A 13,339-nucleotide genomic window follows, 5' to 3' on the forward strand; every position below is an offset into this window, starting at 1 on the left:
TGAATATATTATCCTAGAGATTTCTGTATCAATCAAAGCCTAACGGCTGTTCAGCTTCGCATTTCGGCCGTTTTGCTCCGCAAAACCGGCCGTTGGGACGCGCCATATGCACTCTATCAACTATGATGAGTTCCTTCAAAAAATGAGACTTGCCGGATATGAGATTCGCCAGGGAAAGAACCTGGCTTTCCGGGCACCGGAGCAAAAAAACTTTACAAATATGAAATCTCTGGGTAGCTATTATACGGAAGAAAATGTATTACTCCGCCTGGAGAAGAACCGGCATAAAACAAAAACTCCACATAACGTTTCCAGAGAAGTACGGCTTTTTATCAATATCTCAGCTTACGTGAGTACCGGCAATCGTGCCGGAATTGAACGGTGGGCACAACTCAATAATCTGAAAGAAGCAGCCCGAACCTTCAACTATTTATCCGAAAACAATTTGCTGAATTACGAAGACTTTAGGCAGCACATTGCTGATGTTGATAATTCTATTATTGCTACGGAACAACGAATTTCTGAATTAAGCTCTGAAATATCCCACCAGGAACTTATTCAGAAGCATTGTTCGTCCTACCATACCTGCAGAAAAATAGTAGAAGATGCAAAAACAGCACCGGATCCTCAGAAATATAAAGCTGCTCACCAGTCAGAATACAAACTGCATGATTCCTTAAAACAGCAATTACAGGAGCTGGGCATTACAAAATTACCTTCCCCGGAGAGGCTTCAGAAAAAAATTGACAATCTAAGAAATGAACGTTCCTCTGCTGCCAAGGAAAAGCAAGATTTAGAAAAAAAGCGCTCAACATTAAATACCATAACTGCCAATTTCAACACCTTGCTATCCAATGACGCACACTTCAAAGATATTACTGAACGCCGACAAAAGGAACATGATTTATAATAATCTCAATATGTAATGAGCTAAGGTCAAATACACTGTACATCACTGACCCTAGCTCATTTTTTATTCTTCATCAATTTCAAAGACTTTCCGGTATTTCTTTCTTTGGCTTTCTAATGGCATTTGATCACAAAACTCCTGCAGCCATTCTTCGCATATAGATACCATTTCTTCCACAAGAAAATCATACTCCCCATCCCCTATATCCCAATCGCAACCCTTACTTCGTTCGCCATACTCTACCAGTAACTCCGGAAACATTTCCATGGAGAAATAAATCGAATATTCACTCAATCCCAGAGCATCCAACAAGTACATAAATTTTTTAAAATCCTCTACTGTCATTGGAATTTTTTTCTTGATTTTATCTCTGTAGTTATCTCCACATAATCGTAAAAATTTGTTTTCCTGAGAAATTATATCTTTCATTTTTTTCATCGACTCTCTTCACTCCCGCTATCCATTTTACCTTCCGGTGCATATATAGCCATTATACTGCTACTGCCATCATCGTGATCAATATGTATCCAATAATCTCGTATCCAATACCCCATGTGACTTTTTCCCAATGTATAAAGGTCATTTGTTTGAAAGTCCACAATACATACTTCCGGAAATCTACCCTTGGAATCGCTCCACTCCATTTCATCCTGATACATGGAAAGGACTTTATCCAGACAATTCTGACACAAGTATTTTTTTATCACTTCAAAATTCGGTGTACTCTTTTTTCCATAATTCACTTTACCCTCAAAAATCCCATGGTTTGGCATCCCGTTGATCCGGAAACTGCACTCTTCCTCACCATGTGACGATGACGTAATGCTTAATCCACTATCACCGATGATTTTCGTTCCATCATCCGAATATATACGTGTATCGAGTGATGATATTTCCATAGTATTCAAACACACCAAACCCAGCATTCCAGACTTTCTGTAGTATGGCATCAAGCTTCTTTCATTATTTCCGCAAATACAGCACTTTTCCTGGCTGATTTCAGATTTCACATCTGAAAGTTGAAAATTATTCCCTGTTTTTGTTGTTACCGCATTCAATTTATGTACGCATCCCATACAAAGCAGTGCAATCACAATTGCACCAAGTATTCCTTTTTTCTTCATTCCTACATTCTCCAACGCCCAAAAAAAGAACAGTCCAATTTTTTCTTGAACTGCTCTTATTTCTTTAAACTTCTCATAAGAGATAAAACAATCTCTCTTTCTTTAACTTCCAATCCATCCCATATATCCAATAACTCTGTTTGATCAGATGTCAAATCTAATTTGCCACTGTCTCCTGCAAAAAACTGAGCTAACGATATTCCAAATGCATCACATATTTTCTCAAGCGTTGGAATCGTCGGAATGCTGTCTCTGGACATTATATTTCCTAATGCTGTCTGCGACATTCCCGTAAGCTGTGAGAGTCGATATTTAGAATACCCACGTTTTCTGCATAATTCAGAAATTCTTTTTGGAATATACTCTTCTATACGCAAGTATTTTACACCTCTTCTCTGACCTATTTTTACATACATTGTAACCATAAATCAGTGAAAAGATTAGAACTATACCACTTACTTAAATACTCTAGTATACTTGAGTAATGGGGTAAAAAAAAGAAAAGCAGCTCTTAATAACTATTCAATTGTATTTTTTATCAAATCCATCTTCTTTAAGAGGGTAATGGCATCTTCAATACCAGCCATATAAGAAATATCCGCATACCGACAATCTACTGTTTGTAAGCAGGCGATATAATCATTAATTATCATTCTGTCATGCTCCGGCAAATCTAATTCCATAAATCTCTTCGTCAGTTCGTCCAAATCTTTCTCATCTTGTTGATACACCTCATCTTCCGCACAGATCTTATTTCTCGTTGCATCAATAGCTTCCGCTATAGACTGATTCAATATTTCTCTTGCCAGCATATCCATTCTCATTTCATCCTCCTGTACTATGACAATCATCAATTTGGTGATTAAATTGTACAAATATATGAACCCAATGTCAAATAGCAATGAATGACATGATTCGCCGGATTTCGACAATTATACATAAAATTCTGATTCGATTTTATAGGTTGACCTAATCACTGCCACCCCATCTTTTTTCCAATCTCATCAGCCATCAAAAAACCCACTACTGCACCCAGATAATTAATATTTTTTGAAACAATTCCCATGACACAAATTACTATTGCGGCACTTCTTCCAACCCAAATTGCTCCATATCCCCGGTTTCCATTTTTTCTGAATCTATGCAATAAATACTGAAACAATAAAGTAATCATGAAAAAGCCTATGGCATATAATATTAATTCAAACATAAAAGTCCCTCAATAAATCTTTATCCAGCAGGTACCTATCTTGTCATTTGCTATACGTTTTACCCTTTTGTCTGTAATCCCCTTTTCAGAGAAAAAAACGCATATCTGATCATAAATCTTTTCTGCCACATCAGACGCAACATTTCTTCCTTCCACCCGGAAATAAAACTCTATATCTCCATCCTGAAGAGCTTTCTCTACATATGCAATCGCCTGGCTTTTCATCCAAAATGTTCTTTTGTTTACTTTAAAGTAATTATGCTGCATAGACGAACACGTCGGCAATTGTGTATCAGCTTTATGTTCTTTGATTATCAGCTGATCAGACAAATTAAAGTAATCATACGGAATCCTTTTGAAAGATGACCCAATGGCACCAATGTCCCATGTCACATCCAGATGATACGGTTGTCCGTCTATATTAACCATATTCCAGGCATGAGGAACTCTTTTTCCGTTTTTGACTGATTCGCCTGTTACTACAATACACTTTATATCGACTGCATTTAGTAAAACCTTCACTGCCTTTGCAATTCCTTCGCATTGTGCCCGGTGGTGTGCAAATACTCCAAAAATATTATGGGAAGCAATCAGTCTCATCGGTTTACTTCTATCAGCACCTTCATCATCATACGAAATATTCTGGCAGATCCAATCATGAATTTTTATTTCTTTTTCATAGTCTGTTCCTGCGGTCAGATTTAACTTGGACGCCAGAGAGTTCACTTCTTTTTCTATTTTCCGATTATACTCTTTTACCTTTTCTTTTGGAAAGAAATATTGCGGACAAATAGCGATGTGTCCGAACGTATCACTGGCACAGCTGCAGGTAGACTGATTCAGATAATAAATCAGTGGATTATCCCTTGTCATTGCATCAAAGATCCGTCCAAATGTCTCCTCGGAGAAATCACCCCTGACAGGAATAGGGATAATATCCCGGTGAGCCATTACTCCATCATAAAACGCACGATATACCGCCTGATCCTGCTTATTCAGTTGATGGTAATAATAGCGGTCTACAATCACCAGAACACCCTCTCTCTTTTCCTCTGCATTAGCTTTTATTCCCAAAATACTTCACAGATTTCTCATGAAGGCAGTGAATATATTAAATATCTATCTTTGAAACAGCATATTTTATCCGCTCTAGAGTATATCCGTTGTATTCAATTGCCCCATTAGTTTACTTCTTGTAAATGACCCATTTTTCAGACAGAACTGTGCTTTTTCGTAGCTTGCTCATTTCAATTTGCACCACAATTATCTGCGGTACATCGAATTGTTCTCTCTTTAACTATTAGATCCTCAGCTGTCAGCTTACTTTCCTCAACCTTTTTATCACTTAGATCCTCTTCATCTTCTTTCTATTATACATCAAAATACACTTCTTTCCATTCATCTAATGCTTTTGCGAAATCCTCTGTTTTTAAGTCAATTGAAATATTCAAATCTACATGAAGATTCTCTCCGGTAATCCGACCAGCTAATAAATCTTCAAATTGTTTCTTAGCTATATGAAGTTTTTCATACATATCGTCAATATTCTCCAATACACCATCGATGATTGGCAAGAATTGTTCAATCACTTTCCTATACTTATAATCAGCATCAATATTCCCAAAGGACAATTTCCATGCAATCATATCTTTATAAATCTGCATTAATTTTTCGGTAGCTACAATTATCTTCTGAACGTCGCCAGCTTCTCCCGGTGCACCATAAGACTCTTTTAAATCTACATTCACACATCTGGCAATGTTCTGTACGAAATCCAGTAATTTATCCAGCTGCAACTTTATGAAGCACGTAAACTCACTTGTAGATTCAATACGATTTAAATAGTCTTCATGATCCCAGAAAACGACTCTTTGCTTACGATAAGAATTGAGACTATCATATTTGTAAATCGCTGCTTCAATAAATAAACGATACTCCCAAGCTTCTTCTTTTTTTCTTGCAATATTCTTTACAGTATCCGGATAAGACGTCATAAAATAAAATGGATCATCTTGGTCTCTCAACGACAATCCCCGTTCTTTCTGTTTAGCAAGTACTTCTTCCTGCTCATCCTTTGAAGCAAAATATACATCAATAGCCTCACGAATTTCTGCAACTCCCTTCCTATTCAAATTTCTAATATTCAGGAGTTCTTCATCTGTTATACTCTCTAATTCCTCTATATCTTCATATCCTGCAGCAAGCAAACATGTCTTTGCTCTGGCGGATATGGTAAGTTTTCTAATCTTCATGGGCTAAGTATCTCCCTAATCGTCAATTTCCTCATAATTCTGTTCTTCATCAACTGCAAATTTGTAAGCAGCAAGAATATCCCTGATTCCTTTATCCGGATTCTGACGTTTAACATCCAAAATCTGAATAAAATCACGGATCATTGTTCGTGGCGTAATAAAAGTAGTCTCCCTTTTTAAATATGCAAGCTTTACGAAATCGATCATCTCGTCCTCCGTAATGACTTTTTCATACTCATTCAACTGAGCATGTATTTCAGCAAGTTTCTCCAAGAGTACATACATTTCTTCTCTCGTCAGCGGAAGTACCTTTATAATCGGGGTCATCATATTCACGATGCTTGGATCCTGGTATGAACCAGTAGATAAACGCGAACGCATTGCTTCATAACTGAAAATACCTTTTTTCTTATCATAGATGCTCTTTGGTATACCACTCATGATAATTCCCAGGTTTTCTACCTTGCCCTGAAGCGCCGCATTATACATCATCAAGATTTTTTCATAGTTATTCTGGCGAGTGATACCATTTGCTGTATTACAAATATAAGCAAGCTCATCGATCAGAACAATAAATCCCTTATATCCCGCAAGGACAAAAAACTGTGCCCACAGAACGATATAATCAAACCAGTTTTCATCCTGCACTGTTGCATTGATGCCCAGTTCCTTTTTTGCTTCCTGATTGGTTTTGAATTCGCCACGGAACCACCGGAGAACATTTTCCTGTCCGGTCATTTTTTCACTCATATCAGAAGTTCTACTGGCCTTCCAGAACAAGCGCAATCCCATAGTAAATTCATAGCCATATGCAAGAGACTGCAGTTTTGCACAATCTTCTAGCATGAGCGTTTCTGCAATTCGTTCAATATTTGTCTCTCCAAACGGATTCTGAGACATCTGAATGGCAGCACGGGCAAACATATTATTAACCCAGGATTCCAGTACTTTGGCTAACGCTCTTCCGGACTGATTTGTCTTATTGGATACGTTCGCCATCAGTTCACGGTATGTTGCCAATCCTTTTTTCTTTGTAGAATTTCCAATCAAGGCCCTATCTGGTGACAAATCCGCCTCTGCCACAATAAAATTATTCTTTACACAGTACTCTTTGATTGTCTGAAGCAGAAATGTTTTTCCACTACCATAATCACCTACCACAAAACGGAATGTAGCTCCACCATCCTGGATAATCTCTGTATCACGAAGAAGAGAGTCTATTTCTTTCTCTCTTCCAACTGCAATATACCCCAAACCTTCTCGGGGAACAGTACCGCCCCCGAGAGAGTTCATAATGTTTCTATATGTTTTTTTAGGTATACGTTTTTCCATATCCAAACACCCCTACCGGTTTACGCATAGTCTTTTGGCTTACCGCAAACCTTACATTTCTTATTAAATAATCCGGTAAATGCGCCACCACAATACTGGCAGACATTCATCTGTTTGTATCGTATTTTCTGTTGCTCAGCCTCCTGCAAAACCTTCTCTTCCTCTGCTCTTCTTTGCTCTTCAAGCTGACGAGCTTCTTCTGCCTTACGCAGTTCTTCTTGCCTGCGGGCATCATCTGCTTTACGCTGCTCTTCCTGCTGACGAGATTTTTCTTCTGCCTTGCGCAGTTCTTCTTCCAACTGAGTCCTGCGTTCTGCTTCAGCTCTTCTAAGTTCTGCCTCTTTTTCCCTTTCTGCTTCGAGTTTGCGACGCTCTTCTTCAGATTTCTTTAACTCATCCTCTAATCGAATGCGCTCTTCCTCCTCAGCCTTTCTCCTAGATTCTGCATCTGCACGAAGTCTTTCCAAACGTTCTTCTTCGACTCGCTTTTGCTCCTCTGCTGCTTTTGCTCGCTCTGCTTCTTCAGCTACACGCCGTTCCTCTGCAGCACGTTGCTCTGCCTCCAGACGTTGACGTTCTGACTCAGACTTCTTCAACTCGTCCTCCAGCTTCTGTCTTTGCACTTCGGCAAGTTCCGCTCTCTTAGAATCTGCTTCGGATCTACTTTCTTCAACAAGGCGACGTTCTTCTTCAAGTCTCTGGCGCTCTGCTTCGGATTTCTTCAACTCATCGGCCAGCCGAGCACTTCTTTCCTCAGCAAGACGACGCTGTTCTTCAATCATCAGATCAGCTTTGTTCTTGTCATAGTAAGCATCATGCTGTTCTTTCAGTTCATCGAGATAATCTTCCTCAACATAAGGTAGCATCTCATCCGTATTGATAATGGTTTCTTCATAAAAATCAAGCGCTTTTTCATTAATACGCTCCAGAATCGTTTTGTAATTCGGGAACGGTGAAACAAGCTTCACAAACTCAGTAACACTTTCCGGCTGATCTGCTACTAAAACGTCCAGAACTCTTCTTTCGTCACTATCTAATGTCATATAGAAGTTTTCCGGTGCTGTCTGAATTATCGGCTGCTGTACCTGTACACCTGCACCAGCCGCCGTTTCAACTTCTTCCGGCAGTTCTTCCCATTCCTCTCGGGCAACCAGCTTCTCTTGATTCTTACGAAGAATATTACGAATCTGCGCAAACTGATGAAAATCAAGGGTAAGATCATCCAGTGTAAGTTCCTCAATTGATTTCGTATCGTTGATACTGCTCTCTTTGATTTCTGAAGGACGGTTTACTCTCTTTACAAACTGGTATTCTTTATAGTCGAACGTTGTATTTTTGAAGCATTCTTTGAAGAGATTAATCATGATACCGTTTGCAGTAGTAAAGAATATCTGAGTATTCTGCTCTGCCATAGATTTCAGAATATCCAGCACGTTCAATACCTGTGTATCATCCATAGTGGCAAGCGGCTCATCCAAAAGCAAGAACTGTGGTGCATCCGGCGCTGCCATATGTAATGCAAACATTACTGCCATAGCGATGGTGGATCTCTGACCAGTACTCATCTCATAAGTTCTTACTTCCTGATTATTCAGGCCTCGAACCGCATAGATACCCTTATCGTCGATATCCAGCTTTTCAAATTCTCCTGAATGATGCATCCACTTGAAGAATTTGCTGATCTGCTGAATATTACTGCGAATTCCCTTTTCTACGAAAGAACTGAGGGAAGGCATCTTTTCAAAAGCCTGTACTGCTCTCGCACAGCGCTCAACCATAGGCTCAACTCTCTTGATTGTTGCCTTGTATTCAGCTAACATCTGGCGTTCCAAAGCAATTGAGTTCTGAGCTTCCAGACGTTCTACTTCTAATTCACACTTGTCATATACCGCATGGTACTTTAATACCCATTCGCCGAGTACACCTGTAGCCGGCAATTCAAATTTTGTCCTCAAGGTTTCAAGTGCCTGCTCGATGGCACGGTTAATATCCATATCAAGAGCTTCCAGCTGTGATTCCAGACTATGGATCTCACTTCTTAGAAGTTCTTCCCTCTGCTCATTCTGCTGAATCTTTTTCTGGTGATCTACGATAGCACTTTCAGATAATGCCAGTTCCTGCTGAATTTTCTGCAATCTGCTCTGCAGGAATTCTGCGTAGGTACCCTTTCCATTTTTCTTATACTCTAAATATGTAGAATCCGTGCTGGTATATTCCTTACATGCATTGATATTGCGGATAGAGAATCCTTGGTTATCAAGAGCTGTTTGCTGCTCAACAATCTCTTCTTTTCTTTTCTCCTTTTCAGCCTTTGAAGTAACATATTCATACAGCTTTTTATAATCTGAGCCACATTTTCCTACTATTGGAACAACGTCTGCCAGTTTCAACAGTTCCTTCTTTGCTCTATCGATCAGCTTTTGACGATCCAAAATCTTCTCCAGCTCCATAATGCGTCTGCGGAGTTCCTGAATCTCAGTAATCAAAGCATCCATTTTGTCATCAACTACTACCGCATTGTCGATGATATCAATCAACTGCTGAGTAGTATCATACTCATGACCGCAAAGAGGACACTTTGCATCGGTCATGAGAGTTTTGCCGATTTTTCTAAGTTCAATCGCTTGTTGTTCTTTTTCCCCGAAAGCCTTTTTCTCTTCGTTATATTTGTTTTCAACCTGACGTCTTCTTGCCTTGGCCGCTTCTAGCTCCGCCTCATAGCGCTGCTTTTCAGCCTCGGATAATCCCTGGTGATCATCCAATTTCAGGAAATTAATAATGGCAGGTCTCTGTTCAATTTTTGAAATATGATACAGTTCACGCTCAATCTGGGTCAGTTCATCCAGAAGATCATTTACGAGTTTAATGGTCTCTTCATGACTAAGTACATTCTGAACAATTGTCCAATTGCGAATGTCTGTGTTAACACGATCCAGTCTCTGCTGAATACCGGTCTGTTTTTCTCTTTCATCAAATATTTTCTTCTTGATGGTTCCATTTTCTTCAGCAAGTCTGGTAATTTCCTCTGATTTATCTTTTCGCTGTCTGGTATAAAGGAGATTATTCTTCTTTGCCTCAGCCACCTGTGCTGCAATCGCCTTAAATGTCATTCTTTCCATATTGTGCGCAGAAAGAACATCCACATACTTGCGAATTGCCTTCATTTCTTCCAAAATCTTCGGATATCTGTCGCTAGATCCCTTCGGAAGACGAGCACGCCCTACGAGTTTCAGTGCAATAATACCAGCCTCAATCTCCTCAGATTTAGAACTATCTGTTTTTTGAGCCAAGCTTCTTTCATAAATATCCGCCATATTTCTGGCTTCACTCAGTTCGCTCCGCAGTTCTGTGTAGCGATCATTAAAGGCTTTCTTAAATCTTTGCCACTTCTTCTCATGATCAACGACTGTTTCGCCGAACATGAGATTTCCGAACATAGATGCAAAACTATCTTCACTATTATCAGACTCATGAATAAACTTATAAGCTGCTTCTGAGTCAAATGCATTGAAACGGTTAAAGTTTTCATTCAGATTGGATTTAGTTCTCCCAACCGGAACACCATACCATACACGCTCAATTTCTTTATTATTTTTTTTAGAGAAGCCAGGTGTAAATGTATGCACTCCCGCTTCTGTATCGTATACATGTAATTTAGGAAAACTATCAGTAGGAAGCTTTACCTTGAAGTCCTTTACTCGACGGACTTCCGCTGTAAGTGCATACTCAATTGCTTCAAGAACGGATGTTTTTCCAGATCCATTAGCTCCATAAAAAAGGTTAATCTGACCAAAGGTCATCGTTTTCTTGTCAAAACAGAAATCTCTGAACCCAGTAGTCTCTAATGATTTCACCCACTTAATCTGTGGTACTTTGGAATGCTTCATCGTAGAATAATCATCGTCATGAACATAATCCGCATCAAAGCGCTGTCCACCCAGATAATTCTCTACCTTCTTTGCGGAATATGGTTCAGTCAGACATGCAGTCAGATGTTCTTCTCTCAAAATACGATCCCACTCCTGAACAGGAGAAGCTGCACTAATCTCATCACTGGAAGTTTTTACAATACCATTGATAAAGGTGATCGTCTCATCCTCAGAAAATACATATTTTCTGCCGTAAGTCTTATTACTCTCAATAACCTGAATCGGAATATTGTCAGAATTATCATCCAGAATGTATACGATATATACCATAGCCTTGCTGTTATCCTGGCGGATATCTTCACGGTACAATTCTCTCTGGAAATTGCTCCATTCCTCTTCATTATCAATAATGTCACGAATATGAGTATCCTTCTGGTAAACGATGATGTACTTCTCATCACTGTATTTAGCTTCACAGAAATGGCATTCGAAACCATGAATATCTACGCTCTGGAGCTCACGAATACCAGTTTTCTCTACAATACGAGCAAATCCCTCTGTTTCGTCTTCTTCACGCACAGTATTTACATGTTCTCTGCGGATATTACCCATAGCTTCCACTGCGCCCATGTACTCTTCCTGTGTTCCTTCATCAAAAAATGTATTGGTTTTGCTAACATCAATCAGCTCATCCAAAACATCTAATTCAACATCAGCGTCCCAGCCCATATCATCCAAATGCTTTTCATACAGAGATTCAACGAATTCATCGTATCCATCTTGGTCATACAGAGCCTTCATGGAGTTGACATAGCTGTCCTTGATATGCAATTTATAAGAAAGTGCATGAAAAAAGGCTGCATTAAGGAGAACCAAGTAATTAGAATACGAATTGCTCTGATTCCAATGGTTCTTGGTCATACTTGCACAGCACATAAAAATGGTTTCATACACGATTATTGTGACACGGCTATCTCCGAGTCTATCCATCAACTTACAGGAAAGAGGAACGTATACTTCATCATCTGCAAACATAGCAAGCTTTTCTAAAGTATCATCCATGTAAGAAAGTTCAAACTGCTCCTGCAGCGCATTTACAATCACAGCCTTCTGCTGTGCATTCATCTTAGAATAATAATATGCCATGATGTTTATCACATCATATTCCACGATACTATCAAACTCCGCACGGGTGAAACCAAACAATTGACGTGAATACTCCTGCAACATTTTGGTTACGACCTGATCAGCCATTTTACTAGCGTCTTTTCCTTTTCCAGAAACGCAGTATTCCATATATCAAATCTCCCTTCATCGTAACGTTATCCGGCAGGTATTCATGTTATCATTTACATTTTTGAAACATAAATTTTTTCTTCTGATTCAAGTAGTATCTGATCTGCAAAATCAGTCATTTCATTGGCAATCTTTGCAGCATTTTGCCCTCCTCCCAACCGGAAATATGCATCCGATTACCCTATTTTCTGCTTGCTGATATAGCTTTTCAGCATGATCTTTGTTATCTGATTCAGATAATAAATCAGCGGATTATCTTTCGTCATTGCATCAAAGATCCGTTCAAATGCCTCTTGGGGAAAATCACCCCTGACAGGAATAGGAATAATGTTCTGGTGTGCCATTACCCCATCATAAAATGCTCGATAAACTGACTGATCCTGCTTATTCAGTTGATGGTAATAATAGCGGTCCACGATCACCAGAACACCTTCTCTCTTTTCCTCTGCATCAGCGGACATTAGGAATCCGCTTCGCTACTTTCTCATGAAGGCAAACAGCTTTACTGTTCGCCTTCAAAATATGCCATCACCACTGTAATATCATCGCCACAGCCCAATTCACTGGTCTCTGTCAGCCATTTCTTTAAATTAGCCTGGACCGTCTCAGCTCCATGCTCACGTATCATTCCAAAATAGTCGCTGCATGTTTTCTGAAATTCCACATCTGATGTGTAGCTATTTGCAAAACCATCTGTAGATAACATATACATACACAATTCTTCATCCTCACCATCTCTTCGCCGGATGGAAGCCACAGCTTTTCGCCAGGCATCCGGTTTGGACAGAGAATGTGTCTCAGTGCCTAAAAACTTCTCCGGCTCTACTAAAGCAAACACACCATCTTTCGTAACCAGATTGATGTCACCGTCTCCAATCTGGAAAGAAAAAACAAAGGTATTCGTAATCAGCATTCCCAGCAAAGTGGTACCATAAAGAGAAAACACTGATGGCCATTTAATATTCCCATCATCATCCAGCATCCCCTCTTCTTTATTTTTATAATAGGACTGCTTTACTCTTGCCTGCCATTCTTCGCAGATATCCTGCGCAAAACGCATATCCCCTTCCCGATTCAAGAAAGTAATCAGGTTCGACAGACCATTCTCATCCGAACCGTAACTTTGCAGGTAATTTTTCATCACTTCACAGAATGTGTTTACGGCAATAGTAGATCCTCTGTCACTTCGGGGACATTTCTCACTTCCGTGTCCGTCTGCTACAGCAATGATTACAATATCATCGGATATCTCTACAATCTTTTTGCTGTCCTGGCATGGCAATCCGTTTCTCTGGTGGGTAGCACCTTTGACAATACCGTCACATAAATAGCGCTTCATCCAATTT

12 protein-coding genes are annotated in these 13,339 nt (G+C 39.5%); 1 reads left to right on the forward strand and 11 read right to left on the reverse strand.

What is annotated here, in order from left to right:
• The first annotated feature begins 142 nt into the window (after positions 1-142).
• Positions 143-910: a hypothetical protein gene (locus tag ACTNA4_RS04855; protein ID WP_441028790.1), complete on the forward strand. Its 768-nt coding sequence runs from the start codon at positions 143-145 to the stop codon at positions 908-910.
• 63 nt (positions 911-973) lie between these two features.
• Here the strand turns inward: ACTNA4_RS04855 and ACTNA4_RS04860 are convergent, their stop codons facing one another.
• The 11 genes from ACTNA4_RS04860 to ACTNA4_RS04910 all read right to left on the reverse strand — a co-directional run bounded on the left by ACTNA4_RS04860 (position 974) and on the right by ACTNA4_RS04910 (position 13,332).
• Complete coding sequence (locus ACTNA4_RS04860; protein WP_441028792.1) at positions 974-1,348, reverse strand: hypothetical protein; 375 nt, start codon at positions 1,346-1,348, stop codon at positions 974-976.
• A complete protein-coding gene (locus tag ACTNA4_RS04865; protein WP_441028794.1) occupies positions 1,345-2,034 on the reverse strand; it encodes a hypothetical protein in 690 nt (229 codons plus the stop codon). Before ACTNA4_RS04865 ends, ACTNA4_RS04860 begins: the two co-directional genes overlap by 4 nt.
• A 56-nt stretch (positions 2,035-2,090) precedes the next feature.
• On the reverse strand, positions 2,091-2,411 hold the full coding sequence (locus ACTNA4_RS04870; protein ID WP_087316733.1) for a helix-turn-helix domain-containing protein: 321 nt from the start codon (positions 2,409-2,411) through the stop codon (positions 2,091-2,093).
• A gap of 141 nt (positions 2,412-2,552) precedes the next feature.
• Positions 2,553-2,858 carry a hypothetical protein gene (locus ACTNA4_RS04875; RefSeq protein ID WP_441026471.1) on the reverse strand — a complete coding sequence of 102 codons (306 nt, stop codon included), beginning with the start codon at positions 2,856-2,858 and terminating at the stop codon, positions 2,553-2,555.
• A 149-nt stretch (positions 2,859-3,007) separates the two neighbouring features.
• Complete coding sequence (locus ACTNA4_RS04880; RefSeq protein WP_441026473.1) at positions 3,008-3,244, reverse strand: hypothetical protein; 237 nt, start codon at positions 3,242-3,244, stop codon at positions 3,008-3,010.
• A 9-nt stretch (positions 3,245-3,253) separates the two neighbouring features.
• Positions 3,254-4,318: a transglutaminase domain-containing protein gene (locus ACTNA4_RS04885; RefSeq protein ID WP_441028796.1), complete on the reverse strand. Its 1,065-nt coding sequence runs from the start codon at positions 4,316-4,318 to the stop codon at positions 3,254-3,256.
• Between the two features lie 296 nt (positions 4,319-4,614).
• A complete protein-coding gene (locus tag ACTNA4_RS04890) occupies positions 4,615-5,496 on the reverse strand; it encodes a DNA-directed RNA polymerase subunit alpha C-terminal domain-containing protein (protein ID WP_441028798.1) in 882 nt (293 codons plus the stop codon).
• Positions 5,497-5,511: 15 nt separating this feature from the next.
• Complete coding sequence (locus ACTNA4_RS04895; protein WP_441028800.1) at positions 5,512-6,828, reverse strand: ATP-binding protein; 1,317 nt, start codon at positions 6,826-6,828, stop codon at positions 5,512-5,514.
• 20 nt (positions 6,829-6,848) lie between these two features.
• Positions 6,849-11,993 (reverse strand): AAA family ATPase, encoded by a 5,145-nt coding sequence (locus ACTNA4_RS04900; RefSeq protein WP_441028802.1) that lies wholly within the window; start codon positions 11,991-11,993, stop codon positions 6,849-6,851.
• Positions 11,994-12,169: 176 nt separating this feature from the next.
• Entirely contained in the window at positions 12,170-12,454 is a 285-nt protein-coding gene (locus ACTNA4_RS04905) for a hypothetical protein (RefSeq protein ID WP_441028804.1), read from the reverse strand.
• Between the two features lie 41 nt (positions 12,455-12,495).
• Entirely contained in the window at positions 12,496-13,332 is an 837-nt protein-coding gene (locus ACTNA4_RS04910) for a PP2C family serine/threonine-protein phosphatase (protein WP_441026477.1), read from the reverse strand.
• Between the last annotated feature and the right edge of the window lie 7 nt (positions 13,333-13,339).

This window comes from Bariatricus sp. HCP28S3_A7 (assembly GCF_052066375.1).
Taxonomy (GTDB): domain Bacteria; phylum Bacillota; class Clostridia; order Lachnospirales; family Lachnospiraceae; genus Allocoprococcus.